We start from the raw sequence: 24,858 nt of genomic DNA, 5'->3' as shown, positions 1-24,858 counted from the left end.
TCAAATACTCGGGCAGGATGCCCGGAATAAGTGGGAGCAAAGATGGCCAAAACGATACTTGCAGTGGACGATTCCAGCTCATTGCGCCAGATGGTGGCGTTCAGTCTGAAAGCCGCCGGTTACCAGGTGGTGGAGGCCGTCGATGGCCAGGACGGACTGGAAAAAGCCAAGCTGCAAACCGTGGACCTGGTATTGACGGACCAGAACATGCCGCGCATGGATGGCCTGGAGCTGATCAAACTGCTGCGCGAACTGCCGACGTACCAGAAGGTGCCCATCCTGATGCTGACGACGGAGTCGTCGGACGAAATGAAGTCGAAAGGACGTGCCGCCGGCGCCAATGGCTGGCTGGTCAAGCCCTTCGATCCGCAACGCCTGATCGAAGTGGTCAAGAAGGTGATCGGCTGATGCCAGCCGCGCAGCGCAACGATGCAATTGACGGAGTCACTCTATGACCATCGATATTAGCCAGTTTTTTCAGGTCTTTTTCGATGAGGCCGAAGAACTGCTGGCTGAAAAAGAACGGCTGTTGCTGGCCGTTGATATTGCGGCGCCCGACGCCGAAGACTTGAATGCCATTTTCCGCACCGCCCATTCGATCAAGGGCGGCGCATCGACGTTCGGCCTGAGCGACATGAGCGAGGTGACGCACATCCTCGAGTCGCTGCTCGACCGCATCCGTCAGGGCCAGATGGCCCTGACGGCGGAACACGTCGACGCCTTTTTGGCCGCCAAGGACATCCTCAAAATGCAGCTCGACGGCCATCGCCTGGGCAGCGCCGTCGACCAGGATGCCGTGGCCAATGTGCGCATGATGCTGCAGTCGTTCTCGCAGGACGTACCCGTGGCCGCGCTCACGCCTGTTGCGCCAGCCTTCCATACGGCGGAAAAGGCGGCCGTCAGCCATGCCGGTGGCCAGCGCTACCGCCTGGAGCTGCCGAAGATGGAAGAGCGTGAAGTCGAGGCGCTGGCGGCCGAACTGGGCTTGCTGGGCGATGTCGCCGTGTCCACCCTGGCCGACGCCCGCAAGGTGCTGGAAGTGACGACGCATGAAAGCCTGGACGATATCCTGGCCATCTGCTCGTTCGTGCTCAATCCCGACGACATGGTGATCACGCAGGCACCGCCATTGGCGCCAGGCGAAGCCGAAGCGGCCCGCGCGGCGCAGGAAAAAGCCCAGGGCTATGGTTTCTTCGACCCGCTGCCAGGGGCGCCGGTCGCTCCGGGCGCGATGGACCCCGGCTATGGCTTCTTCCAGCCGCTCGAGGACATCCGCGCCGCCGCCGGTGTGCAGAGCGACACCGAACAGGGCTATGGTTTCTTCCAGCCTTTGGCCCAGATCCGCGCCGATGCCGCCAAGGCGGGCAACGCCGGCGCTGCCGGCGTGCCGGCCGTGGCGAGCGCCGCGACCGAGGTGGAACAGGAAAAGAAACCGGCCAAGAAAGAGGGCGAGAAGGCCGGTACCGAATCGTCGTCGATCCGCGTCTCGATTGAAAAGGTCGACCAGCTGATCAACCTGGTGGGCGAGCTGGTGATCACGCAGGCGATGATCGAGCAGCGCGCCGGTGCGCTCGACCCGATGCTGCACGAGAAACTGCTCGACAGCGTCAGTCACCTGACGCGCAATACGCGCGACTTGCAGGAAGCGGTGATGTCGATCCGCATGATGCCGATGGATTTCGTCTTTTCGCGCTTCCCGCGCATGGTGCGCGACCTGGCGACCAAGTTGGGCAAGAAGGTCGATTTCATCACCAATGGCGCCGCCACGGAACTGGACAAGGGCCTCATCGAGCGCATCGTCGATCCGCTCACGCACCTGGTGCGCAACAGCATCGACCACGGCGTGGAAATGCCGGCCGCCCGCGTGGCCGCCGGCAAGACCGAGGCCGGCCGTTTGTTCCTCTCGGCCAGCCACCAGGGCGGCAACATCATCATCGAAGTATCCGATGATGGCGCGGGGCTGAACCGCGAGCGCATCCTGGCCAAGGCGCAGCAGCAGGGACTGGACGTGTCCGAGACGATGAGCGACGCCGAAGTGTGGCAGCTGATCTTCGCGCCCGGCTTTTCCACCGCCGAAGCGGTCACCGACGTGTCGGGTCGTGGCGTGGGCATGGATGTCGTCAAGCGCAATATCAGCGCCATGGGCGGCGTGGTCGATATCCGTTCGGCGAAGGGTTTCGGCACGACGATTTCCATCTCGCTGCCGCTGACCCTGGCCATCCTGGACGGCATGTCGATCCGCGTCGGCGACGAAGTATATATTTTACCGCTGGGCTTTGTCATCGAATCGCTGCAGCCAGCCGTTGAGGATATCAAGGACATCGCTGGCCGCGGGCAGGTGGTGAAAGTGCGCGGCGAATACCTGCCGCTGATACCGCTGTACCAGATGTTCGACATCGTACCGCGCTTTACCCGTCCCTCGGAAGGCATCTGCGTGATTCTCGAGACGGAAGGGCGCAAGGCGGCCCTGTTTGTCGACGACCTGGTGGGACAACAGCAGGTCGTGGTGAAAAACCTTGAATCGAATTACCGCAAGGTGGTGGGCATTTCGGGCGCCACCATCCTGGGCGATGGCGGCGTGTCGCTGATTCTCGATGTCGCTGCCCTGATCCGTTCCTCTCGCCAGCTGGCCGACGAGTCCATTTTTTCGTAATACCGATAGATAAAGATAGGAAAATGCACCATGTCAGATACTCAACAAACATCCGGAAGCAATGCGGGCGACGGCAAGGACATCGCCGGCCGTGAATTCCTGGCCTTTACCCTGGGCTCTGAAGAGTACGGCATCGATATCCTGAAGGTCCAGGAGATCCGTGGGTACGAAGCGGTCACCCGCATCGCCAACGCGCCTGAATTCATCAAGGGCGTGATCAACCTGCGCGGCATCATCATTCCCGTGGTCGACATGCGCATCAAGTTCAACCTGGGCACGCCCGTGTACGACCAGTTCACGGTGGTGATCATCCTGAACATCGGCGGCCGTATCGTCGGCATGGTGGTCGACAGCGTTTCCGACGTCACTACCCTGACGCCGGAGCAGGTCAAGCCGGCGCCGGAAATGGGCACCGCCTTCTCGACCGACTACATGATCGGCCTGGGCACCATCGACGAGCGCATGCTGATCCTGGTCGATATCGACAAACTGATGTCGAGCAGCGAGATGGGCCTGATCGACAAGCTGGCGGCGTAAGCGGCCGGACGGCAGCAAGGCGGCGCCCGGTGCGCCGCCGTTTTGGCACGCAAAGAATCACTACAGATATGCATGTACCGGCGCGGCCAGAGGCGCGCCGGCAGGCTGCAAGGTCCGACAGAGACCAGGCCATAACACGGCGCCGTCCGGTTGAACGGGCGCCGTTCACATAAATATTGGAGACTGTAATGAGTTTGCGCGATTTCAAGATAGGCACCCGCCTGGGGATAGGTTTTGGCAGCATCCTCGCCATCCTGGTGGTGGTGATCGTTTCGGCGAATGCACTGAATTACCGTAACAAGGCCCAGTTGCTCACGGGCCTGGCACTGGCAAGCGAAAAGAATACGCAGGCGTCGCTGATGAAAAGCGCGATGCTGGAAACCGGTATCGCCATGCGCAATATCGGCCTGCAGGGCGATGTGGGCCTGATGCAGGCGGAAGAGGGCAAGGTGCGTGAGCAGCGCAAGCTGTACGACGGCGCGCGCGGCAAGCTGGCCAGCCTGGGCCTGTCCGAGGGCGAGAAGGCGCTGCTGGCCAATATCGCCAAGGTCGACGGCGAAGTCAATGCCGCCTTCAAGGAAGCGATGGGACAGGTGCTGGCGTTTAACAGCGAGGGCGCGGCGAAGGTGATTGCCACCCGCATCGACCCCTTGAACAAGACGACCCTGGCCGATATCAACAAGCTGCTCGACTTGCAGCGCGTGGCGCAGCAAAGCTTCATGGACGACTCGCTGGCGGCCGATGCGCGCCTGATGACGGTACTGTTCATCCTGGGCGGCGCGGCGGTGGCGATCGGCGCCTGGTGCGCCATCTTCATCACGCGCTCGATCACGGTGCCGCTGTCTGGCGCACTGGCCGTGGCGCAGAAAGTGGCTGCCGGCGAGCTGACGTCGCGCGTGGTGGTCGAGGGCAAGGATGAAACGAGCGCGCTGCAGCAGGCGCTGAAGGACATGAACGAAAGCCTGGTGCAGACGGTCAGCGACGTGCGCAATGGCACGGACACCATCACCGTGGCGTCGCGCGAGATCGCCAGCGGCAATGCGGACCTGTCGGCGCGCACCGAAACGCAGGCCAGTTCGCTCGAAGAGACGGCATCGTCGATGGAAGAGCTGACGTCGACCGTGAAGCAGAACGCGGACAACGCGCGCCAGGCCAACCAGCTGGCCGTGTCGGCGTCGTCGGTGGCGGAGCAGGGCGGCAGGGTGGTGGCGCAAGTGGTCGATACCATGGGTTCCATCAAGGACAGTTCGCGCAAGATCGTCGATATTATCGGCGTCATCGACGGCATCGCGTTCCAGACGAATATCCTGGCCTTGAATGCGGCCGTCGAAGCGGCGCGCGCAGGCGAACAGGGACGCGGTTTTGCGGTGGTGGCGTCCGAAGTGCGTAATCTGGCCCAACGGTCCGCTGGCGCAGCCAAAGAGATCAAGGGCCTGATCGGCGACTCGGTCGACAAGGTCGATGCCGGCAGCCGCCTGGTGGATGAGGCGGGACAGACCATGGGCCTGATCGTCACGTCGATCCGGCAGGTGGCCGACATCATGGGCGAGATCACGGCGGCGACGCAGGAACAGAGCCATGGCATCGAGGAAGTCAACCAGGCCATCGCGCAGATGGACCAGATGACGCAGCAAAATGCGGCGCTGGTCGAGGAAGCGGCGGCGGCCGCCGAGAGCATGCAGGAGCAGGCGCAGAAACTGGCCGACGCCGTTAGCATCTTCAAGCTGGACGGCGAGAGCGCCGCGCAGGCGGTCATGCCCGCGCCCGTGCCGGTGAAAGCGGCACGGCCTGCACCGGCAGTGGCGGCAACTACACGGCAGTTGGCAAAGACGGCGCAAGCCGGCACGCCACCGCCCGCGAAAAAGCTGGCGGCGGCCGGCGGCGACGATTGGGAAGAGTTCTGACGCCAACCCGGTTCCGCTAGTTATACTTGCAAAGGCATTGGTCAGAGTAGTCATAGAGAGGTAAAAACAAAATGCCGCAAACTAAAACGGATTCGGTCAAGGAATTTGATTTCACGGGCAAGGACTTCGAACGGGTCCGCGCCATGATTTACAAGCGGGCCGGCATCGCGCTGGCCGACAGTAAGCAGGAGATGGTCTACAGCCGCCTGGCGCGGCGCCTGCGCGCGACGGGCATCTCCTCGTTCGTCCGCTACCTGGACGACCTGGAAGCGGGTCGCATGGGCGACGAATGGGAAGCGTTCACGAATGCGCTGACGACCAACCTGACGTCGTTCTTTCGCGAGGCGCATCACTTCCCGCTGCTGGCCGAGCATGTGAAAAAACTGAGCGGGCCGATCACCATCTGGTGTTCGGCCAGTTCCACCGGCGAGGAGCCGTATTCGATCGCCATGACGGTGTGCGAGGCGTTCAATACGCTCACGCCGCCGGTCACCATCATCGCCACGGACATCGACACGAACGTGCTGGCCACGGCCGCCAATGGCGTCTACAACCTGGACCGGCTCGACAAGATGCCGGCCGACCGTGCGCGGCGCTTTTTCTTGCGCGGCAAGGGCGACCGCGAAGGGCAGGTACGGGTGCGCCCGGAACTGCGTCAGATGATCACCTTCAAGCCGCTCAACCTGCTGGCCGACAGCTGGCCATTGTCTGGCCAGTTCGACGTCATCTTCTGCCGTAACGTGATGATTTATTTTGACAAGGCGACACAGCGCAAGATCCTGTCGCGCTTTGTGCCATTGATGAAGCCTGATGCCCTGCTGTTTGCGGGCCATTCGGAGAATTTCCTGTACGTGTCGGATTCATTGAAGCTGCGCGGTAAAACAGTCTATGAGCTCGATCAGCCTAGGGGCGCCGCGCCCAAGGTATCGTCGCATCGTACATGAGAGTGAAATATGAGCCTGGAATCCAAAGAGCAATTTGCCACTAACGTCTATTACGACAGGACGTTCAATTGTGACGCCGCCAAGATCCTGCCTGGTGAGTATTACTTTACCAACAAGGACATGCTGATCGTCACCGTGCTCGGCTCCTGCGTCTCGGCCTGTATCCGCGACCGCGTCACGGGCCTGGGCGGCATGAACCACTTCATGCTGCCCGATGGCGGCAGCGATCCGAATAGCCCGATTTCCGCGTCGATGCGCTATGGCACCTACGCCATGGAGATTCTGATCAACGATTTGCTGAAGGCCGGCGCGCGGCGCGAGAACATGGAAGCGAAAGTCTTCGGCGGCGGTGCCGTGCTGCGCGGCTTCACGGCGATCAACGTCGGTGAACGCAATGCGGCCTTCGTCATCAATTACCTGAAGGAGGAAAAGATGCGCGTGGTGGCCGAGGACTTGAATGACATCCACCCGCGCAAGGTGTATTTTTTCCCCCGCAGCGGCAAGGTGCTGGTGAAAAAGCTGATGCAGACGCATAACGACACCCTGGTGCGCCGCGAACTCGATTACGCAAGCCGTCTCAAGGTTGCGCCCGTGGGTGGCGAGATCGAGCTGTTCTAGTAACACCGGACCAAACCTACTGCGCGTAGTGCTTTGCGGCCTGCGATGTTCACCGTGCTTCAGCACGGTTGCGCTTCTTAGCCACAAATCACTGCCGCTCGCTACGGTTTTGTCTGGCGTTTTTACCGATTAAGAATAAGGGCCGCAAGGCCTGGAAGGATATTTTATGAAGATCAAAGTATTGATCGTGGATGATTCGGCGCTGATTCGCAGCGTCATGACGGAAATCGTGAATAGCCAGCCCGATATGGAAGTGGTGGGGGCGGCGCCCGATCCGCTGGTGGCGCGCGAGATGATCAAGCAGACCAACCCTGACGTGCTGACCCTCGACGTCGAGATGCCGAAGATGGATGGCCTCGACTTCCTGGAAAAACTGATGCGCTTGCGTCCGATGCCGGTGCTGATGGTGTCGTCGCTGACCGAGCGCGGTTCGGAAATCACCATGCGCGCGCTGGAACTGGGCGCCGTCGATTTCGTCACCAAGCCAAAGATTTCCATCCAGAGCGGCATGCGCGAGTACACCGACATGATCGCCGACAAGATCCGTGCCGCCTCGAAGGCGCGCATCCGTGCGCGCACCTTGCCGTCGGCTGGCGACAGGGTGGCAGCACCGCTGCCTGCGTTGCGCAGCCCCTTGACGTCGAGCGAAAAGTTGATCATCGTGGGTGCCTCCACGGGCGGCACGGAAGCGATCCGCGAATTTTTGATGCAGATGCCGTCCGATTGCCCCGGCATCCTGATCACCCAGCACATGCCGGAAGGCTTTACGCGCTCGTTTGCGCGCCGCCTCGATTCGCTGTGCAAGATCTCGGTGCAGGAAGCGGCAGGCGGCGAACGCGTGCTGCCCGGCCACGCCTACATCGCGCCCGGCCATTCGCACCTGACCCTGACGCGCAGCGGCGCCAACTACATGACCAAGATCGACCAGGGCGAACCGGTCAACCGCCACCGTCCGTCGGTCGATGTGCTGTTCCGTTCGGCCGCGCAATCGGCAGGCAAGAATGCCGTCGGCGTGATCCTGACCGGCATGGGCAAGGATGGCGCACAAGGCATGTTGGAGATGAAGGCCGCAGGAGCGTATAATTTTGCGCAGGATGAAGCGAGTTGCGTGGTGTTCGGCATGCCACGTGAGGCGATCGCCATCGGTGCTACGCATGAAGTCGGCGCTTTGACGGCGCTGCCCGGCATGGTGCTGGGCCACCTGGCTGCGCATGGCATGCGTGCTTTGCGCGTGTAAGCCACGTTTTGTATGATCTGGGGCAAGTTTGTTCGCCTAAAAGCAACGAAAATGCTATCCTACAACTTGCTGCCGTAGTGTCGACCATAATGTCGGCATTCATGTCGATATTATTAACAAACCGCTACAGAAACAACGGAGTTATTCATGGCTGATCCAAAGATGAAATTTTTAGTCGTTGACGATTTTTCGACGATGCGCCGCATTGTCCGGAATCTGTTGAAGGAACTGGGTTATGCCAACGTCGATGAGGCGGAAGACGGCGTGATGGGCCTGGCCAAGCTGCGCGCGGAATCCTACGATTTCGTCGTCTCGGACTGGAACATGCCTAACATGGATGGCCTGACGATGCTGCAGCATATTCGCGCCGATCCCGCACTGGCCAAGCTGCCCGTGCTGATGGTCACCGCCGAAGCGAAAAAAGAAAACATCATCGCCGCCGCGCAAGCTGGCGCCAGCGGTTATGTTGTCAAGCCGTTCACGGCCGCGACCCTCGATGAAAAGCTGAACAAGATTTTCGAGAAGCTGGAAAAAGCCGGCGCCTGATCACGGTTTGATACGCTTCAAACAAAACGCTGCCAGTGCGAACTGGCAGCGTTTTTTTTCGTCGGCTTGGACCTTGCTTACGCCAGGCCGCCGTTGGCGCGTAAAGTTTGTCCATTCACCCAGCGGCCATCCGGCCCCGTCAGGAAAGCCACGGCGGCGGCGATGTCGTCTGGCGTGCCCAGGTGCTCCAGGGGCGCCATTTTGCTCATGCGCTGTATCGTTTCTGCCGTCTTGCCGTTCAAGAACAGGGCCGTGGCCGTGGGGCCGGGGGCAATGGCGTTGACGGTGATGTTCTTGCCGGGCAATTCCTTGACGTTGACGGCGAACAGGCTATCGAAGGTGGCGTCACCCGTGCCGGCCAGGGAAGGCCGCTTCGGCCGCATCGAACAGTGCTTGCACGTCGTCCGCATCGGCGACGTTGGCCTTGACCGCAATGGCGGTGCCGCCATCGGCAAGTGCGGTGTCTCTGCGAGCCGGTATGGCAATTGTGATCTTTATTGTTGTGTGGATAAAGATGGCTGTAATGGTTTTAGTGTGCAATTAAAATTAACAATCCTGTTCAAGCCACTGCACCGGTTGCCTGGCCAAAGCTGCCATGCAGCTGGTTGCGAAGTGGAATGAAATATTTCCCAAAGTTAACTTTACACCTCAACTAAAGTGGCTCATGATCGCTGCACTATTCCACCTCTGTCCCCGACCCCGACAAGAAGGAGCGCAACATGCGCCGAGCACCCGTATTATACTTTGCCCTGAGCACGGCCTTGCTGGCAGCGTGCGGCGTGAGCCTTGAGCAAGCCAGCGTTGCACCCGCCGTTGTCGAGGTGCAGCCCGGCGACGTCCAGGAGCCTGCCATACAGCCGGCAGCCGACGGCGATGGCCGGCATGCCTATCTGCACCGCGTGGGTGGCCATGATTATGTCAGCCTGAGCCAGAATGGCCCGCAGGGCGGCTTGCTGATACTCACAGGTGCGCCGCGCGGTGCGCACGCCATCCGCCTGCTGGCAGCCGATCCGGCCCAGGCACGGGCCATCCTGCGCAGCCTGAGGCTGCCTGCGCACCAGCGCAAGCTGTGGGAGGGGGAGGAAATCGTGCTCGATGCGGCCAGCTATGACATGCTGCACGCGGCACGCGGCGGCAATAAGCCGCTGTTTGCCGAGCTCAAGCTGGTAGGAATGGAGAAGTAAGGGGAGAAACGGGGCCGAATGGCCCCGTCGTGACTGCGTTTAAATTTCGAGATTATCGATCAGGCGCGTCTGCCCCAGCTTGGCGGCGGCCAGTACCACCAGCGGTTCACCGGCAGCCAGTTCGGCGGCGCTCGGCGCTTGCAGGTTGGCGCGCTTGCGCACGGCGATGTAGTCCGATTTCCAGCCGCGGCCATCGAGCAGCTGCATGGCTGCCTGTTCCAGTTCGCCCACGGCCAGGTTGCCCTTGCGCACTTCCTCGGCGACGACTGTGAGCCCCTTGAACAGCTCCGGCGCTTCCGCCCGTTCGCTTTCCGACAGATACATATTGCGCGAGGACAAAGCCAGGCCATCGTCGGCCCGGTACGTTTCGGCGGCGATGATTTCTGTCGGCAACGCGAATTGGCGCGCCATGTTGCGGATGATCATCAGTTGCTGGTAATCCTTCTTGCCGAACACGGCCACTCTTGGACCCACGCAGGAGAACAGCTTGGTGACGACCGTGCACACGCCTTCGAAGAAGCCGGGGCGAAATTCGCCTTCCAGGGTATTGCCCAAGTCATCGGGCGGGCGCACGCGGTATTCCTGCGGCTCCGGATACAGTTCTTTTTCCGTCGGGGCGAACAGCACGTACACGCCTTCTTTTTCCAGCTTGGCGATGTCGGCCGCCATGGTGCGCGGATACTTTTCGAAGTCTTCGTTCGGCCCGAATTGCAGGCGGTTCACGAAGATCGAGGCGACGACGGGGTCGCCATGCTTGCGCGCCAGGCGCATCAGCGACAAATGGCCTTCATGCAGGTTGCCCATGGTGGGGACGAACGCCGTGCGCAGCTGTCCGCTGAGCTGGTCGCGCAATTCTTCGATGTCGGAAATAATTTTCATGGATTGCTTTCGCTAAAACCCCGTTGTACGGTGGTCAGTGACAAAGGGAGGGAATCAGGCGGGCGAATACGCCAGCCGGACGTAGATGGGGGCAAACGGTTCTGCTTGCGTGATTTCGATCAGGGTTTCCTTGGCCAGTTCCAGCAGGGCCACGAAGTTGACCACCACCACGGGCACGCCGCCGGCAATGTCGAACAGCTCGCTGAACTCGACAAAGCGCGACGATTGCAAGTGGCGCAGGATGCTCGACATATGCTCGCGCACGGACAGTTCCTGGCGGCTGATGCGGTGATGCTGGGTCAACTTGGCGCGTTTCAGCACGTCGAGCCATGCCTGCTGCAAGTCCACCGGTTCCACGTCGGGCCAGGTGGGCGTCAGGCTTTGCTCGATGAAGATCTGCGTGCGCACGAAATCGCGCTCGAACTGGGGAATGGCGTTCAGGTCGTAGGCGGCCAGCTTGATCTGCTCGTATTCGAGCAGGCGGCGCACCAGTTCGGCACGGGGATCGCCGCCGTCTTCCTCGACGTCGCTCTTGCGCGATGGCAAGAGCATGCGTGACTTGATCTCGATCAGCATGGCCGCCATCAACAGGTACTCGGCGGCCAGCTCCAGGTTGCGCACGCGGATCTGGTCGACATACTTCAGATATTGCAGGGTGACCTGCGCCATCGGAATATCGAGAATGTTGAAGTTTTGCTTGCGGATCAGGTAGAGCAGCAAGTCGAGCGGGCCTTCGAAGGCTTCGAGGAAGATTTCCAGCGCGTCCGGCGGAATGTACAAATCCGTCGGCATGCGCAGCATGGGCTCGCCATACAGGCGGGCGATGCCCAGGGGGTCGGCGGCAGGCGCCGCGTCCGTGCTTGCAGATGCTGCAGGGTCGCCGCTGCCGTCGCCGTCAGCGACAGGTTCGGGCGACTCGATGGCTGCGCCGGCACCGGAAGCGTCGGCTTCCGGCGTCACTGCAGACTCTTCAGGCAACATCGTGCCGGTTCCAGATCTTAGTTCTTGTTCTGGTAAACGTAAGCCTGTTGCTTGACGGCCGACGCCAGCTGGCGTTCCTGCTCATCGATGCTGACGGCCGGCTTGTCCCACAGCAGGGCGCGGCCCGCTTGCTGGCCCGCTTCCATGCCAGGATTCTTGGCCTTCAATTCAGCGATGAACAAGGTGTGGTCGGATACGTAGTTGTTGTGTTTTGCAGGCAGTTTCATATTCTCTTCTGGGTGTCTTATAAGTAAGGTCAGCCGGCCGTATTTTACCGCGCCGTGTCGCTTGGCGGGTTGTTGTATCGGCAAGTCCGGGCGCGAAATTGCTAAAAATCAATAACGCAACAAACGCCGCATCACCATCGGCGCCGGTTCGGCGGGGTTGGCGTGCGAATATTCCAGTTCTTCGGCCAGCTCGAATTCGAAGGCCGCATAAAAATCGATCAACTTGCGCTGGTCGCGCCGCACCGCCAGGCGCAATTCCTCGGCCTGGCACGACAGGCCGTGATGAATGATGGCTTCCAGCAAGTGCTGCGAGACGTGGCTGCCCCGGTAAGCGGGCAGCACGCCCATGCGTGAAATCTTCCAGATGGCCGGGTCGCTGTCGAGCGGCATCCAGCGCAGCGAACCGGCTGGAATGTCGTCGATCAACAACAGAAAACCGCCGCCGTGGCGCAGCTGGGCTTGCACCTGCTGCGCCGTTTCGTGATGCCCGCTGGACGAGGCCGCGACCTTGCCGGCCCACGCAGCGCGGGTCAGATCGGCCATCAGTTGTGCATCGGCATTCGTTGCTTCGCGCACCACGATATTCATCATCGGTCCTTAGCGGATGCGCATGCCAGGTTCGGCGCCCGGCCACGGGTTCAGGATGTAGATGCCCGGATTCGCCTTCTCGTCGGCGGCGGACGCGGCCATGACCATGCCTTCCGAAATGCCGAACTTCATCTTGCGCGGCGCCAGGTTGGCCACCAGCACCGTCAGCTTGCCAACCAGCTCTTCCGGTTGATACGCCGAACGGATGCCGGAGAACACATTGCGCAAGCGGCCTTCGCCCGCATCCAGCGTCAGGCGCAGCAGCTTGTCGGAGCCGTCCACCAGTTCGCAGTTGACGATTTTCGCGATGCGCAAGTCGACCTTGAGGAAGTCGTCGATCTTGATCTCTGGCGCCAGTTCCTCGATGGCGGCCGCTTGCGCGGCAGGGGCTGCGGCATCGTTCGCGGCGTCGCCGGCTGGGGCGGCAATGGCAGCTGCCGCTTGCGGTGCGTCAAACAGCGCTTCGATCATCTTTGCATCCATGCGGGTCATCAAATGGCTGTAGGCGCCGATGGTACGGCCCAGCATGCTGTTCGAGACGGCGTCGCCGAACACTTGCGTATCCGCCCAGCTGAACTCAGCGTCGTTGAGGAACGAGGCCACGTTCTTCGCCACGCCCGGCAGCACAGGCGACAGCAAGATCGTCAGCTGGCGGAACAGGATCAGGGCCGTGGTGCACACGTCGTGCAGTTCGGCCGTTTTTTCGACGTCCTTGGCCAGGATCCACGGCTTGTTTTCATCGACGTACTGGTTGGTGATGTCGGCGATTTCCATGATCTCGCGCAAGGCCTTGCCGAATTCGCGGTTTTCAAAGTGCGCGGCGATGCTGGCCTGGCGCTCGACGATGACGCCGTTGACGTCCACCGTCAGTGCGCGGTTGATCCAGCTTTGCGCGCCTTCCGACAGCATTGATGCCAGCTTGCCGTCGAAACGCTTGGCGATGAAGCCGGCGCAGCGGCTGGCGATGTTCACGTACTTGCCGATCAGGTCGCTGTTCACGCGGGCTACGAAGTCGTCGCCGTTGAAGTCCAGGTCTTCCACTTTCGAGTTCAGCTTGAAGGCGATGTAGTAGCGCAGCCATTCCGGGTTCATGCCCAGGTCCAGGTAGCGCAGCGGCGAAATGCCCGTGCCGCGCGACTTCGACATCTTTTCGTTATTGACCGTCAGGAAGCCGTGGACATTGACTTTCAGTTTGTCGATTACGGGGTGGCCGGCAAATTTCAGCATGGCGGGCCAGAACAGCAAGTGGAAGGAGACGATGTCCTTGCCGATGAAGTGGATTTGTTCCGTGGCAGGATCGTTCAGCAGGGCGTCGAAATCAAGGCCTTTCTTGTCGCAATAGTTTTTCAGGCTGGCCAGGTAACCGACGGGCGCGTCCATCCACACATAGAAGAACTTGCCCGGCGCATCGGGAATCGGGATGCCGAAGTAGGGCGCGTCGCGCGAGATATCCCAGTCGGCCAGCTTTTCGCCCGCTTCGCCCAGCCATTCGCTGACCTTGTTGACCATTTCCGGCTGCAAGCGGCCTGGCGTATTCAGCCAGCTTTTCAGGAATTCGAAGCAGCGCGGGTCGGACAGCTTGAAGAAATACTGTTCCGACGGCTTCATCACGGGCGTCGCGTTGGTGAATACCGAGAACGGGTTGACCAGGTCGGTTGGCTGGTAAGCGGCGCCGCACACTTCGCAATTGTCGCCGTACTGGTTCTTGGCGCCGCATTTCGGGCATTCGCCCTTGATGTTGCGGTCGGCCAGGAACATGCCTTTGACGGGGTCGAAGAAGCGGTCGACGGTTTTCGTGACGATCAGGCCCGTATCGCGCAGCTTGCGGTAGATCGATTGCGACAGGTCAACGTTTTCCGGCGAATCGGTCGAATACCAGTTGTCGAAGGCGATATGGAAGCCATCGAGGTACTGGGCGCGGCCAGCGGCGATGTTGGCGACGAATTGCTGCGGCGTGATGCCTTCCTTTTCGGCGGCGATCATGATGGGCGTGCCATGCGTATCGTCGGCGCCCACAAAGTGCACTTCACGGCCGGCTGCGCCATCGCGTTGCATTCGCTGGAACCGGACCCAGATATCAGCCTGGATGTATTCCATGATGTGGCCAATGTGAAAAGCGGCGTTTGCGTAAGGCAGGGCAGTGGTGACGAACAGCTTGCGAGTCATGATTGATGCACTTTTGGGATGGATAATAGGACATTTTAACAGCGGAAGCGCAATATGAGCAGATGCAGCGCTGGCAAGTGATGCTTTTGTCTTTATCGCGCTTGGCGATTTTGCGCTAGACTGCGCGTATTGCACATATGTAGTACACACGGAGATTTACATGAGCATCACAGTAGAAGACGTCAAGGCCGCGCTGGCCCAGGTTATTGATCCAAATACACATAAAGATTTCGTTTCCAGCAAAACCGTCAAGAATCTGAAAGTCGATGGTAATGACATTTCGCTCGACATCGAGCTGGGCTACCCCGCCAAAAGCCAGATCGACCTGATCCGCAAATCCGTGCTGGCCGCCCTGCGCGTGCTGCCGGGCGTGGGCAATGTCAGCGTGGGCGTCTCGTCAAAAATCATTTCGCACACGGTGCAGCGCGGCTTGAAGCCGATGAGCAACGTGAAAAACATCATTGCGGTCGCTTCCGGCAAGGGCGGCGTTGGTAAATCGACGACGGCCGTCAACCTGGCCCTGGCCCTGGCGGCCGAAGGCGCCAGCGTCGGCATGCTCGACGCCGATATCTATGGCCCGTCGCAGCCGATGATGCTGGGCATCAGCGGCCAGCCGAAGACCCTCGATGGCAAGAGCATGGAACCGATGGAAAACCACGGCCTGCAAGTGTCGTCGATCGGCTTCATGATCGATCCGGACGAACCGATGGTGTGGCGCGGCCCGATGGTCACGCAAGCGTTGCAGCAGTTGCTGGACCAGACCAACTGGCGCGACCTCGACTACCTGATCGTCGACATGCCGCCAGGCACGGGTGACATTCAATTGACCCTGTCGCAAAAAGTGCCCGTCACCGGCGCCGTGATTGTCACGACGCCGCAGGACATCGCGCTGCTGGACGCGCGCAAGGGTCTCAAAATGTTCGAGAAAGTCGGCATTCCGATCCTGGGCGTGGTGGAAAACATGAGCACGCATATCTGCTCGAACTGCGGCCATGCGGAAGAAATCTTCGGTGCGGGCGGCGGCGCGAAGATGTGCGCCGACTTCGGCGTGGAATTCCTCGGCGCCTTGCCGCTGACCATGGCGATACGCCAGCAGACCGATTCCGGCACGCCGACCGTCGTGGCCGAGCCGGACGGCCCTGTCGCCGTCATCTACAAGCAGATCGCCCGCACCATCGCGATCAAGGTGGCGGAAAAGGCGAAGGATATGACAAGTAAATTCCCGTCGATCGTCATCAAAAACGATTAAACGTTGGGCTTGGCGCTCTCCTGCGCCAGTGTCAGCAGGGGATGGTTTCATGCAGTCCGTGTTGTTACTAAACAAGAGGAGACATCATGCAATTGACCACCGTATTCCTGCGCCAAGCTGCAGCCGTGATCGCTGGCAGCCTGCTGGCCGCCAGCGCTTTCGCCCAATCCGTTTCGTTCGTGGAACCGGCTGACGGCGCCACCGTCAGCAGTCCGTTCAAGGTGAAATTTGCCGTCAGCGGCATGGACATCAAGCCGGCCGGCGACATGACGGCAAAGACGGGTCACCATCATTTGCTTATCAATATGGGGCCGATGAAGGCGGGTGAGATGATACCCATGGATGACAAACATTTGCATTTCGGCAAAGGACAGACGGAAACGGACGTCACCTTGCCACCAGGCCAGTACACGCTCACCATGCAGTTCGCCAACGGCGCGCACCAGTCGTATGGGGCGGAGTTGAGCAAAAGCATCAAGGTGACGGTCAAGTAATCGCCCGCCTGTCTCCAGGCAGGGCTGCCAGGGCCGGGTTCCAGCGATGGAACCTGGCCTTTTTCATATTGTTGTCTCTTGTCATCATTGCGTCATATAGTCGGCGTATGCTGGCCGGTGGCCTAACTTTGGATGAGTGCATATGAGCAAGAATTTCTCCCTTTCCCGGCAACTGGCGCATGCGCTGCTGCTGGTGGCTGGCGTGGCGGCATGCCAGGCGCAGGCCGCCAAGGTAGCACCGGCCACTGTGGCGCAGCCGAAGCTGGTGGTGGTGCTGGTGGTCGATGGCTTGCCGCAAGAACAGGTGACGCGCTACCGCGACCAGTTTGGCCAGGGCGGTTTCCGCCGCCTGCTGGAGCAGGGCGCGTGGTTCAGCGATGCGCACCAGGCGCATGGCATCACGGTCACCGCCATCGGCCACTCGGCGGTCCTGTCGGGCGCCTACCCGTACCAGCATGGCGTAATCGGCAATAACTGGATCGACCCCGTGACGAAAAAATCCGTGTACTGCACCGAGGATGGCAATTTCCACTACATCGGCGAAGCAACGCAGCCCGACGACGGCACCGCGCCAACCAAGCTGCGCGTGAGCACCCTGGGCGACGAGCTGCGCTATTCCACGGGCGACAAGGCCAAGGTCGTCACGGTGTCGGGCAAGGACCGGGGCGCCATCTTGCTGGCCGGGAAAACGGGCACGGCCTACATGTATATGGAAAAGACGGGCAACTTCGCCAGCAGCACCTATTACATGCAGCAGCATCCGCAATGGGTGCAGCGCTACCAGGCCAGCAAGCCGCAGGATCGCTACTATGGCAAGAGCTGGACGCCGCTGCTGGCCGATTCTGCCTATGCGCGCGACGCCCGTGATGATCTGGTGCCGGCCAAGCCGGGTACGCGCAACACCTTCCCGTTTGCCTACTACAGCGACAGCGGCAAGCTCGATGGCGAGTACTACAGCCGTCTGAAGTCCGGCCCCTTCCTCGATGAACTGACGCTGGAATTTGCCCGCGCCGCCATCGATGGCGAGAACCTGGGCCGCAACCCGGCCGGCGTGCCCGATATCCTGGGTGTGAGCCTGTCCGCGCACGACTATGTGAACCATGCCTATGGCCCGGAAAGCAAGATGTCGCACGACCACCTGCAGCGCCTGGACCGCATGCTGGCCGGCTTCTTTGCCGACCTGGATAAAAAAGTCGGCATGGACAACGTGCTGGTGGTGCTGACGGCCGACCATGGCTTTGCCAACGTGCCGGAATTTGCCGAAACGCGCGGCTTCTCGGCCAGGCGCATCGACGGCGCCAAACTGGTCGATGCCTTGAGCCAGCACCTGGCCACGACCCTGGGCGTGGACAAGCTGGTGACGACGTCGTCGCTGCCGAATATCTACCTCGATTACGCGCTGGCGGAAAAGAGCGGCGTCAATCGCGCCGCCCTGGAAGACGCGGCGGCCCGTTTCCTGCTGCAGCAGGACGGCCTGGCGCAAGTCTACACGCGCACGCAGATGGAAACAGGGGCGGTGGTCACGCGCATGGACACCCTGATGCGCCGCGCCTGGAACCGCCAGTTGTCGGGCGACCTGATGGTAGTCACAAAGCCTGCCTGGTACTTCGGCAAGGGCGTTGGCGGCACTTCGCATGGCACGCCGTACACGTATGACACGAACGTGCCGCTGATGGTATTCGGCCCCCGCTGGATCAAGCCGGGCGCCTATGGCCAGTACGCGGAAGTAGTCGACATCGCCCCGACCCTGGCCCATTTACTGCGCATCCGCCAGCCATCGGCGTCGGAAGGGCGGATTCTGACGGAAGCGGTGCGCTAGCCGCTCGTTACAGCAGCCAATCGATCGGCAGCACCGACAGAATCGCCACTCCCATGCGCTTCCACACGCTGGTGCCCGGTTCCGTGTCGTAGCGCGTGGTGGTGCCGCTGGCGTCGCGGGCGAGCCAGTACAGCGCGCCGTCGGCGTCGAGCAGCACCTGGTAGGCGCGCTGCGGGATGGTGGTGCGCATGGCTTGCCCCAGCTGGCTGGCCAGCGCGGGGCTATCGATGACGAGGCCCATTTCCGTGTTCAACTCGATCGAACGAGGATCGAAATTGAACGAACCGACAAAGATGCGCCGGTCATCGACGGCAAAGGTCTTCGCATGCAGGCTTGATGCGGAGCTGCCGAAGCGGCCCGGTTGTTCGCGCGCATCGCCCCGTTCCCACGAGCGGCGCGACTCGTACAGCAGCACGCCCGCTTCCAGCAGCGGTTTCCTCCATTTCGCATAGCCCGCATGCACGGCCGCCACGTCGGTCGCTTCCAGCGCATTCGTCAGGATGCGCACGCCCACGCCTTTACTTGCCAGGTCGGCAAAGGCCTGGGTGCCCGATTTGCCTGGCACGAAATACGGCGATACCAGATCCACTTCCTTTTCCGGCACGCCCAGCAGGTTTTGCAGGTTTTCCGCCACGCCCGTGCCTGGCCGGGCTTTGTCCAGTACCTTGGCCGGGTCATCGCTGACCATGCGCGTGCGCGCCCATTCGAAGGGCAGGGTGCGTTCCATCATCTGCTTGACGAAGGGCGAGGTGCGCAGCGCCTGCACGTATTCCTCGGCCGCCTTGGTATCGTCGATGCGGTCCGCCTCGGCGGCGATGGTGGTCGCGTCGCCCTCGACAGGGCTGGTGAGCAGCAGCCTGGCCGGGTAGGCCGAGGCGCTGTTCCAGTAGCGGTCGAAATCCTGCGAGACGTCGTCGACGACGGGACCGACGGCCAGCACGTCAAGGTCGGCAAACAGCACATCGCCGGCCGCGCCAAAATATTCATCGCCCACATTGCGCCCGCCGACGATGGTGGCCTGGTTATCGACCGTGAACGATTTGTTGTGCATGCGCCGGTTGAGGCGAGAAAAATCTGTGGCAAAGGCCAGCGCGCGCGGCGCGCGGGGCACGAAGGGATTGAACAGGCGGATTTCCAGATTCTGCTGCTTGCCCAGCATCGTCAATGTCTGGTCCAGGTCCGCCGTGTTGTTATCGTCGAGCAGCAGGCGCACGCGCACGCCCCGTTCGGCCGCCTGGCGCAGGGCGTCGAACAGCAGGGTGCCCGTGATGTCCTTGTGCCAGATGTAGTACTGCACGTCCAGGCTGCGCTGGGCCGCGGCGGCCAGCAGGGCGCGCGCGGCAAAGGCGTCGCGCCCGTCGACCAGCGGGTAAATGCCGGACACGCCGGGATGCTGCGCCACCATGGGGGCTATGGCCGTGGCCAATTGGGTGTGTACCGTATCGGCCATGACGGTCGACGCGCTGCGGCCTTCCAGCGAAGGCAGTGAAACGCAGCCGGCGAGGACGGCGGGCAGCAGCAGGGGCAGCAGCAAGCTGGCGCTGCGGCGGGCAAGAGTGGTGGCGGGCATGGTGCACTTTCATCGAGTTGCCCCGATGTTAGCAGATGCCCATGCCCGCATGGGGCGGGTATCGGAAACCGCTTAGAACTGTTCCAGCGCGATCAGCTCGGCCACCGTCTGGCGGCGGCGGATCAGCCGCGAAGCAGCGCCATCGACCAGGTATTCGGCCGCATGCGGGCGGCTGTTGTAGTTCGACGACATCGATGCGCCATACGCGCCCGCGCCTTCGAAGACGACGTAGTCGCCCACCTGCGCTGCAGGCAGAAGGCGTGTTTCGACCACGCCGCCATCGCGCTGGGTGAAGACGTCGCCCGATTCGCACAGGGGGCCGCCGACCACGGTGGCGCGCTGCACATCGAGAACGCGGCCGTCATGCGCAATCACTGACATTTCATGGTAGCTGCCGTACATGGCGGGGCGCATCAGTTCATTGAAACCCGTATCTAACAAGGTGAAGTGGTTGCCACCCATTTGCTTGGTGGCGCGCACTTCGGCTACCAGCAGGCCCGCGTCTGCCACGAGGAAGCGGCCCGGTTCGATTTCCAGGTGCACGGCGTGGCCCAGGTGCGTCTCGATCTGCTTGCGCGCCGCATCCCACAGCTGGAAGTAGTGGTCCGTGTCGACGGGCTGCTCGCCTTCGCGGTAAGGCACGGACAGGCCGCCGCCCGTGGAAATGGCTTCCAGGTCATGACCCATGTTTTTCACCAGGTCGACCATGGTGCCGCAGACGGTTTCCAGGTGGCTGTAGTCGACGCCCGAGCCGATGTGCATATGCAGGCCCACCAGGTGTAGTCCATGTGCGCGGATGACGGCCAGCGCCTCTGGCAGCTCTTCATGCCAGATGCCGTGCTTGCTGTTTTCGCCGCCCGTATTGGTTTTGTTACTGTGGCCATGGCCATAGCCGGGATTGATGCGCAGCCAGACGCGGTGGCCGGGCGACACTGGGCCCAGCTGGCGCAGCATGTCGACGGAGCCGCAATTGACTTCGATTTTCGCCGCCGCCACGCGCGCCAGGGTGGCGCGGTCGAACAGGTCGCAGGTGAATACCACGCCGGCCGCGCCGTTGGTTTGCGCCGGCGTAAAGCCAGCCTGCAGCGCGCGCTCGATCTCACCCAGCGAGACGGCATCCACGTGGACGCCCGCTTCGCGCATCAAGGTGAGCAGATGGATGTTCGAGTTGGCCTTTTGCGCGAAGCGCACGGTGTCGAACTGCGCCAGCTGCGCCACGCGCGCGCGGATGGTGGCCGCGTCATACACCCACAGGGGTGTGCCGTGTTCCTGGGCGAGTTGGGCGAGGGTCTGGTCGTTGACGGGCTTCATCGTGTGCTTTCGGGGGAATGAGGAGATGACTGCATGATGGCCGATTGTGCTTCGAATATAAAATATCCATTTAGGCATACCTTATTCATTTATGATATGACCATGACTATCTCCTTGCGCCATATCGAAGTGTTTCGCGCCATCATGACGACGGGCAGCGTGACGGCCGCCGCCGCCATGCTGCACACCTCGCAGCCCACCGTCAGCCGCGAGCTGGCGCGCCTCGAGCACTTGACGGGCCTCACGCTGTTCGAGCGCGAGCGGGGGCGGTTGCGTCCCACGGCCCAGGCGCTGCAGCTGTTCGAGGAAGTGCAGCGCGCGTATTTCGGCCTGGAGCGCATCGTCAGCACGGCGGCGGCCTTGCGCCAGTTCGACCAGGGGCAGCTGTCGATCGCCTGCCTGCCCGTGTTTTCCCAGTCGCTGCTGCCGCAGGCTTGCAAGCGCTTCGCCGCCGATTTTCCCAAGGTGAGCATCAGCATCACGCCGCAGGAGTCGCCGCTGCTGGAGGAGTGGCTGTCCGCGCAGCGCCACGATATCGGCCTGACGGAAGTGGGCAATGCGCCGCCGGGCACCGCGCTCGATACGCTGATGTCCGTCGATGAAGTGTGCGTGCTGCCCGACGGCCATGCGCTCGCAAGCAAAACCGTGCTGCTGCCGGCGGACTTCGCGGGCCAGCCTTTCATCAGCCTGGCCGCCGTCGACCCTTACCGCCAGCAGATCGACGCCATCTTCGCGCAGGCCGGCGTGGAGCGGCGCATGGCGCTCGATACGCACAGCGCCGCTTCTGTGTGCGCCATGGTGCGCGAAGGCGTGGGGCTGGCCATCGTCAATCCGCTCACGGCGCTGGACTATGCGGGGCAGGGCTTGCAGATTCGCCGCTTCGGCGTTTCCTTGCCGTTCACTGTGAGTCTGGTCAAGCCCCTGCACCGGCCCTTGTCGCAACTGGTCGCCCTGTTCGAGCAGGCGCTGCATGCGCAGGCGGACGAAGTGAAAAGGCGCTTGCTGCAGCTGTGACGGCGCTTGTGGAGCGGCGGCGGTCAACAGAGTAAAATGGCGTTTTACTTCAAAGCCTGATTACTTCGATGACCACAACCGCTACTCCCGTCCGTACCCGTTTCGCTCCCAGCCCGACCGGCTATCTGCACCTGGGCGGCGCCCGCACCGCTTTATATAGCTGGGCGTATGCCCGACACTTCGGCGGCACCTTCGTGCTGCGCATTGAAGACACGGACGTGGAGCGTTCCACGCCGGAAGCCGTGCAAGCCATCATCGAAGGCATGAAGTGGCTGGGCCTGGACCACGACGAAGGCCCGTTCTACCAAATGCAGCGCATGGATCGCTACCGCGAAGTGGTGGCGCAGATGCTGGCTGAAGGCACTGCCTATCATTGCTATTCCTCGCAGGAAGAGGTTGAAGCGATGCGCGAGCGCATGCGCGCCGCTGGTGAAAAACCGCGCTACGACGGCACCTGGCGCCCGGAGCCGGGCAAGACCCTGCTGGCCGTACCCTCCGACCGCAAGCCCGTCGTGCGCTTCAAGAACCCGCTCGATGGCGACGTGACGTGGGACGACGTGGTCAAGGGTGCGATCACGATTTCCAATCGCGAGCTGGACGACCTGGTGATCGCCCGCCCGGACGGCACGCCAACCTACAACTTCTGCGTGGCAGTCGATGACTGGGACATGCAGATCACGCACGTGATCCGCGGCGATGACCATGTCAATAACACCCCGCGCCAGATCAACATCCTGCGCGCCATCGGTGCACCGCTGCCACTGTATGGCCACCTACCGATGATTTTGGGGGCGGACGGCGAGAAGCTGTCGAAGCGCCACGGCGCCGTCAGTGTGATGGATTACCCGGCGCAGGGCTTCCTGCCGGAAGCGATGCTGAACTACCTGGCGCGCCTGGGCTGGAGCCATGGCGACGATGAAGTGTTCTCGACCGAGCAGTTCTGCGAGTGGTTCAACCTGAACCACCTGTCGAAATCGGCGGCCCAGTTCAACAATGAAAAACTGGCCTGGCTGAACAACCACTATATCAAGCAGGCCGACAACACCCGCCTGGCCGACCTGGCGCGCCCGCAAATGCTGGTCGCCGGCGCCGTCTTCGAAGGCGCGCCAGACCTGGCGCAAGTGCTGGGCATGATGAAAGAGCGCGCCAACACCATCAATGAACTGGCTGCCGCCTCGATGCTGTTCTTCCGCGCGCCGCAACCGGAAGCGGAACTGGCGGCGCAGCACATCACGGATGCCATCAAGCCCGTGCTGGCGCAGTTTGCCGAGCGCATCGCCGCGGTGGAGTGGAGCAAGGAAGCCGTCGCCGCCATGATCAAGGAAGTGCTGGCCGCCAACACCATCAAGATGCCGCTGCTGGCCATGCCTTTGCGCCTGATTTTGACGGGCCAGCTGCAGACGCCGGCCATCGACCAGGTGGTGGTGATGTTCGGCCGCGACACCGTGCTGGCGCGCCTGGCAAAGTGGCTGTAATCGCTGCGCCGAATTGAACGTGTAAATGCAGTGCAGAAACCGCCCCTATGAAAAGTTGCTCATAGACGAAAAAGGGTATTTGCAGAGTGAAACTTCTTTGCTATACTCTTGTTTCTGCACCAACGGGGGTATAGCTCAGCTGGGAGAGCGCTTGCATGGCATGCAAGAGGTCAGCGGTTCGATCCCGCTTACCTCCACCAGCAGCAAAATCGCAGTCAGGTTTTGTTAGTCGTTGAAGTGGTGCAGTTGTTGTTTGGAAGTTCCGCGGTCCCCATCGTCTAGAGGCCTAGGACATCACCCTTTCACGGTGAGTACAGGGGTTCGAATCCCCTTGGGGACGCCAGGTAGTTGTGGTATAGTAGTGGCAGTTGTTTGTACTGATTGTTGTAAGTTCAGGCCCGTAAAAAGCGGAATCTGGATGGAAAGCAAGTAGTGGAACAAAGTCGCCAAGTGCGGCTTTTATTATTTCTGCGCCCGGGGGGTATAGCTCAGCTGGGAGAGCGCTTGCATGGCATGCAAGAGGTCAGCGGTTCGATCCCGCTTACCTCCACCAACAGCGCAGAAGTAAAGTGGCAAACTGTAGAAGTAAAAATGTAGCACCAAGGTCCCCATCGTCTAGAGGCCTAGGACATCACCCTTTCACGGTGAGTACAGGGGTTCGAATCCCCTTGGGGACGCCAGTTCAGTCTGGTGTTCTGGTTGTAAAGAAGTAGCAGTGTTTCTGCGCCCGGGGGGTATAGCTCAGCTGGGAGAGCGCTTGCATGGCATGCAAGAGGTCAGCGGTTCGATCCCGCTTACCTCCACCAACAGCGCAGAAGTCACACGATAATCAAAGTCGCCTTGGGCGGCTTTTTTTATTTCTGTGACACTTTCCGCCATGCCCCTCGGGGGAATGTGGCTAAGCTGTTAGCGCGCTTGCATGGCATGCAAGAGGTCAGCGGTTAGCTCCCGCTTACCTCCACCAATAGCGCAGAATTCACATGATAATTAAAGTCGCCTTGAGCGGCTTTTTTTATTTCTGCGACACTTTCCGCCATACCCCTCGGGGGAATGTGGCTAAGCTGTTAGCGCGCTTGCATGGTATGCAAGAGGTCAGCGGTTAGCTCCCGCTTACCTCCACCAACAGCGCAGAAGTCACATGATAATTAAAGTCGCCTTGAGCGGCTTTTTTTATTTCCGTGACACTTTCCGCCATACTCCTCGGGGGAGTGTGACTAAGCTGTTAGCGCGCTTGCATGGCATGCAAGAGGTCAGCGCTTAGCTCCCGCCTTACCTCCACCAACAGCGCAGAAACAGGTAGTGAATAAATCAAAGTCGCCTCGGGCGGCTTTTTTTTTGGTGCGCCAGGCATGGCGCGACGCGCGCGAGCGCGGCTCGACTGACTGTGGTGGTTAGTTGAGTGACTTGGAGGTGAAAGTCCTCTGCACACCGGGCAAGGGGAAGTGCTAGCTGAACGGCAAGG

Annotated in this window: 21 protein-coding genes, 5 tRNA genes and 1 pseudogene; 19 read left to right on the top strand and 8 right to left on the bottom strand. The window is 61.2% G+C overall.

Annotated elements, in window-relative coordinates:
- Positions 1–42 precede the first annotated feature (42 nt).
- The 8 genes from ACQ4WP_RS16500 to cheY all read left to right on the top strand — a co-directional run bounded on the left by ACQ4WP_RS16500 (position 43) and on the right by cheY (position 8,439).
- Positions 43–408, top strand: coding sequence for a response regulator (locus tag ACQ4WP_RS16500; protein ID WP_034758362.1), 366 nt, complete (start codon positions 43–45; stop codon positions 406–408).
- A gap of 43 nt (positions 409–451) precedes the next feature.
- Positions 452–2,653, top strand: coding sequence for a chemotaxis protein CheA (gene cheA / locus ACQ4WP_RS16495; protein ID WP_436522438.1), 2,202 nt, complete (start codon positions 452–454; stop codon positions 2,651–2,653).
- Positions 2,654–2,683: 30 nt separating this feature from the next.
- A complete protein-coding gene (locus tag ACQ4WP_RS16490; protein ID WP_034758356.1) occupies positions 2,684–3,190 on the top strand; it encodes a chemotaxis protein CheW in 507 nt (168 codons plus the stop codon).
- A gap of 188 nt (positions 3,191–3,378) precedes the next feature.
- A complete protein-coding gene (locus ACQ4WP_RS16485; RefSeq protein WP_436522435.1) occupies positions 3,379–5,094 on the top strand; it encodes a methyl-accepting chemotaxis protein in 1,716 nt (571 codons plus the stop codon).
- 71 nt (positions 5,095–5,165) lie between these two features.
- The gene (locus ACQ4WP_RS16480) at positions 5,166–6,038 is read left to right on the top strand and encodes a CheR family methyltransferase (RefSeq protein ID WP_436522433.1); all 873 of its coding nucleotides are present in this window, start codon (positions 5,166–5,168) and stop codon (positions 6,036–6,038) included.
- A 9-nt stretch (positions 6,039–6,047) separates the two neighbouring features.
- Complete coding sequence (gene cheD, locus ACQ4WP_RS16475) at positions 6,048–6,656, top strand: chemoreceptor glutamine deamidase CheD (RefSeq protein ID WP_436522431.1); 609 nt, start codon at positions 6,048–6,050, stop codon at positions 6,654–6,656.
- A gap of 166 nt (positions 6,657–6,822) precedes the next feature.
- A complete protein-coding gene (locus tag ACQ4WP_RS16470; RefSeq protein ID WP_071078256.1) occupies positions 6,823–7,893 on the top strand; it encodes a protein-glutamate methylesterase/protein-glutamine glutaminase in 1,071 nt (356 codons plus the stop codon).
- A gap of 147 nt (positions 7,894–8,040) precedes the next feature.
- Complete coding sequence (gene cheY, locus ACQ4WP_RS16465; RefSeq protein ID WP_010396677.1) at positions 8,041–8,439, top strand: chemotaxis response regulator CheY; 399 nt, start codon at positions 8,041–8,043, stop codon at positions 8,437–8,439.
- Between the two features lie 77 nt (positions 8,440–8,516).
- Here the strand turns inward: cheY and ACQ4WP_RS16460 are convergent.
- Positions 8,517–8,895 (bottom strand): annotated as a pseudogene (locus ACQ4WP_RS16460) (SDR family oxidoreductase); the annotation flags it as partial.
- A 263-nt stretch (positions 8,896–9,158) separates the two neighbouring features.
- Between ACQ4WP_RS16460 and ACQ4WP_RS16455 the strand changes: the two are divergent.
- Positions 9,159–9,623: a hypothetical protein gene (locus tag ACQ4WP_RS16455; RefSeq protein ID WP_436522429.1), complete on the top strand. Its 465-nt coding sequence runs from the start codon at positions 9,159–9,161 to the stop codon at positions 9,621–9,623.
- Between the two features lie 39 nt (positions 9,624–9,662).
- Here ACQ4WP_RS16455 and panC read toward each other — a convergent pair whose 3' ends face one another.
- The 5 genes from panC to metG form a co-directional block, all read right to left on the bottom strand.
- Entirely contained in the window at positions 9,663–10,502 is an 840-nt protein-coding gene (panC, locus tag ACQ4WP_RS16450) for a pantoate--beta-alanine ligase (protein ID WP_436522427.1), read from the bottom strand.
- A 54-nt stretch (positions 10,503–10,556) separates the two neighbouring features.
- The gene (locus tag ACQ4WP_RS16445) at positions 10,557–11,483 is read right to left on the bottom strand and encodes a segregation and condensation protein A (protein ID WP_436522425.1); all 927 of its coding nucleotides are present in this window, start codon (positions 11,481–11,483) and stop codon (positions 10,557–10,559) included.
- 17 nt (positions 11,484–11,500) lie between these two features.
- Entirely contained in the window at positions 11,501–11,710 is a 210-nt protein-coding gene (locus ACQ4WP_RS16440) for a DUF3460 family protein (RefSeq protein ID WP_034778041.1), read from the bottom strand.
- 108 nt (positions 11,711–11,818) lie between these two features.
- Complete coding sequence (locus ACQ4WP_RS16435; protein WP_436522647.1) at positions 11,819–12,298, bottom strand: GNAT family N-acetyltransferase; 480 nt, start codon at positions 12,296–12,298, stop codon at positions 11,819–11,821.
- Between the two features lie 9 nt (positions 12,299–12,307).
- Entirely contained in the window at positions 12,308–14,464 is a 2,157-nt protein-coding gene (gene metG, locus ACQ4WP_RS16430; RefSeq protein WP_436522423.1) for a methionine--tRNA ligase, read from the bottom strand.
- Positions 14,465–14,624: 160 nt separating this feature from the next.
- Here metG and apbC point away from each other — a divergent pair, with 160 nt between their 5' ends.
- The 3 genes from apbC to ACQ4WP_RS16415 all read left to right on the top strand — a co-directional run bounded on the left by apbC (position 14,625) and on the right by ACQ4WP_RS16415 (position 18,026).
- Positions 14,625–15,713, top strand: coding sequence for an iron-sulfur cluster carrier protein ApbC (gene apbC, locus ACQ4WP_RS16425; protein WP_436522421.1), 1,089 nt, complete (start codon positions 14,625–14,627; stop codon positions 15,711–15,713).
- A gap of 86 nt (positions 15,714–15,799) precedes the next feature.
- The gene (locus ACQ4WP_RS16420; protein WP_436522419.1) at positions 15,800–16,207 is read left to right on the top strand and encodes a DUF4399 domain-containing protein; all 408 of its coding nucleotides are present in this window, start codon (positions 15,800–15,802) and stop codon (positions 16,205–16,207) included.
- 142 nt (positions 16,208–16,349) lie between these two features.
- Positions 16,350–18,026: an alkaline phosphatase family protein gene (locus ACQ4WP_RS16415; protein WP_436522417.1), complete on the top strand. Its 1,677-nt coding sequence runs from the start codon at positions 16,350–16,352 to the stop codon at positions 18,024–18,026.
- A gap of 7 nt (positions 18,027–18,033) precedes the next feature.
- Here ACQ4WP_RS16415 and ACQ4WP_RS16410 read toward each other — a convergent pair whose 3' ends face one another.
- Together ACQ4WP_RS16410 and lysA are read right to left on the bottom strand one after the other, a co-directional pair.
- Positions 18,034–19,596 (bottom strand): phospholipase D family protein, encoded by a 1,563-nt coding sequence (locus ACQ4WP_RS16410; protein WP_436522415.1) that lies wholly within the window; start codon positions 19,594–19,596, stop codon positions 18,034–18,036.
- A gap of 72 nt (positions 19,597–19,668) precedes the next feature.
- The gene (lysA, locus tag ACQ4WP_RS16405) at positions 19,669–20,907 is read right to left on the bottom strand and encodes a diaminopimelate decarboxylase (RefSeq protein WP_436522413.1); all 1,239 of its coding nucleotides are present in this window, start codon (positions 20,905–20,907) and stop codon (positions 19,669–19,671) included.
- A 102-nt stretch (positions 20,908–21,009) separates the two neighbouring features.
- Here lysA and ACQ4WP_RS16400 point away from each other — a divergent pair, with 102 nt between their 5' ends.
- From ACQ4WP_RS16400 to ACQ4WP_RS16370, 7 genes are all read left to right on the top strand, one after another.
- Positions 21,010–21,921, top strand: a complete 912-nt coding sequence (locus tag ACQ4WP_RS16400) for a LysR family transcriptional regulator (protein WP_436522411.1) — start codon at positions 21,010–21,012, stop codon at positions 21,919–21,921.
- 68 nt (positions 21,922–21,989) lie between these two features.
- Positions 21,990–23,396, top strand: a complete 1,407-nt coding sequence (gene gltX, locus ACQ4WP_RS16395) for a glutamate--tRNA ligase (RefSeq protein WP_436522409.1) — start codon at positions 21,990–21,992, stop codon at positions 23,394–23,396.
- Between the two features lie 124 nt (positions 23,397–23,520).
- A tRNA-Ala gene (locus tag ACQ4WP_RS16390) sits at positions 23,521–23,596 on the top strand.
- Positions 23,597–23,663: 67 nt separating this feature from the next.
- Positions 23,664–23,739, top strand: a tRNA-Glu gene (locus tag ACQ4WP_RS16385).
- Between the two features lie 134 nt (positions 23,740–23,873).
- A tRNA-Ala gene (locus tag ACQ4WP_RS16380) sits at positions 23,874–23,949 on the top strand.
- A 51-nt stretch (positions 23,950–24,000) separates the two neighbouring features.
- Positions 24,001–24,076, top strand: a tRNA-Glu gene (locus tag ACQ4WP_RS16375).
- A 50-nt stretch (positions 24,077–24,126) separates the two neighbouring features.
- Positions 24,127–24,202 (top strand) — tRNA-Ala (locus ACQ4WP_RS16370).
- Positions 24,203–24,858 lie beyond the last annotated feature (656 nt).

The organism is Janthinobacterium lyxosi, assembly GCF_051380665.1.
Lineage (GTDB): Bacteria > Pseudomonadota > Gammaproteobacteria > Burkholderiales > Burkholderiaceae_D > Janthinobacterium.
Note: the sequence above shows the minus strand (reverse complement) of the source record. Positions and strands in the feature narration are given on the sequence as shown.

Bases quoted from the DNA above. Each gene is read 5' to 3' on its own strand.
- ACQ4WP_RS16500 (WP_034758362.1), top strand. From the start codon at position 43: ATGGCCAAAACGATACTTGCAGTGGACGATTCCAGCTCATTGCGCCAG.
- cheA (WP_436522438.1), top strand. From the start codon at position 452: ATGACCATCGATATTAGCCAGTTTTTTCAGGTCTTTTTCGATGAGGCC.
- ACQ4WP_RS16490 (WP_034758356.1), top strand. From the start codon at position 2,684: ATGTCAGATACTCAACAAACATCCGGAAGCAATGCGGGCGACGGCAAG.
- ACQ4WP_RS16485 (WP_436522435.1), top strand. From the start codon at position 3,379: ATGAGTTTGCGCGATTTCAAGATAGGCACCCGCCTGGGGATAGGTTTT.
- ACQ4WP_RS16480 (WP_436522433.1), top strand. From the start codon at position 5,166: ATGCCGCAAACTAAAACGGATTCGGTCAAGGAATTTGATTTCACGGGC.
- cheD (WP_436522431.1), top strand. From the start codon at position 6,048: ATGAGCCTGGAATCCAAAGAGCAATTTGCCACTAACGTCTATTACGAC.
- ACQ4WP_RS16470 (WP_071078256.1), top strand. From the start codon at position 6,823: ATGAAGATCAAAGTATTGATCGTGGATGATTCGGCGCTGATTCGCAGC.
- cheY (WP_010396677.1), top strand. From the start codon at position 8,041: ATGGCTGATCCAAAGATGAAATTTTTAGTCGTTGACGATTTTTCGACG.
- ACQ4WP_RS16455 (WP_436522429.1), top strand. From the start codon at position 9,159: ATGCGCCGAGCACCCGTATTATACTTTGCCCTGAGCACGGCCTTGCTG.
- panC (WP_436522427.1), bottom strand. From the start codon at position 10,502: ATGAAAATTATTTCCGACATCGAAGAATTGCGCGACCAGCTCAGCGGA.
- ACQ4WP_RS16445 (WP_436522425.1), bottom strand. From the start codon at position 11,483: ATGTTGCCTGAAGAGTCTGCAGTGACGCCGGAAGCCGACGCTTCCGGT.
- ACQ4WP_RS16440 (WP_034778041.1), bottom strand. From the start codon at position 11,710: ATGAAACTGCCTGCAAAACACAACAACTACGTATCCGACCACACCTTG.
- ACQ4WP_RS16435 (WP_436522647.1), bottom strand. From the start codon at position 12,298: ATGAATATCGTGGTGCGCGAAGCAACGAATGCCGATGCACAACTGATG.
- metG (WP_436522423.1), bottom strand. From the start codon at position 14,464: ATGACTCGCAAGCTGTTCGTCACCACTGCCCTGCCTTACGCAAACGCC.
- apbC (WP_436522421.1), top strand. From the start codon at position 14,625: ATGAGCATCACAGTAGAAGACGTCAAGGCCGCGCTGGCCCAGGTTATT.
- ACQ4WP_RS16420 (WP_436522419.1), top strand. From the start codon at position 15,800: ATGCAATTGACCACCGTATTCCTGCGCCAAGCTGCAGCCGTGATCGCT.
- ACQ4WP_RS16415 (WP_436522417.1), top strand. From the start codon at position 16,350: ATGAGCAAGAATTTCTCCCTTTCCCGGCAACTGGCGCATGCGCTGCTG.
- ACQ4WP_RS16410 (WP_436522415.1), bottom strand. From the start codon at position 19,596: ATGCCCGCCACCACTCTTGCCCGCCGCAGCGCCAGCTTGCTGCTGCCC.
- lysA (WP_436522413.1), bottom strand. From the start codon at position 20,907: ATGAAGCCCGTCAACGACCAGACCCTCGCCCAACTCGCCCAGGAACAC.
- ACQ4WP_RS16400 (WP_436522411.1), top strand. From the start codon at position 21,010: ATGACTATCTCCTTGCGCCATATCGAAGTGTTTCGCGCCATCATGACG.
- gltX (WP_436522409.1), top strand. From the start codon at position 21,990: ATGACCACAACCGCTACTCCCGTCCGTACCCGTTTCGCTCCCAGCCCG.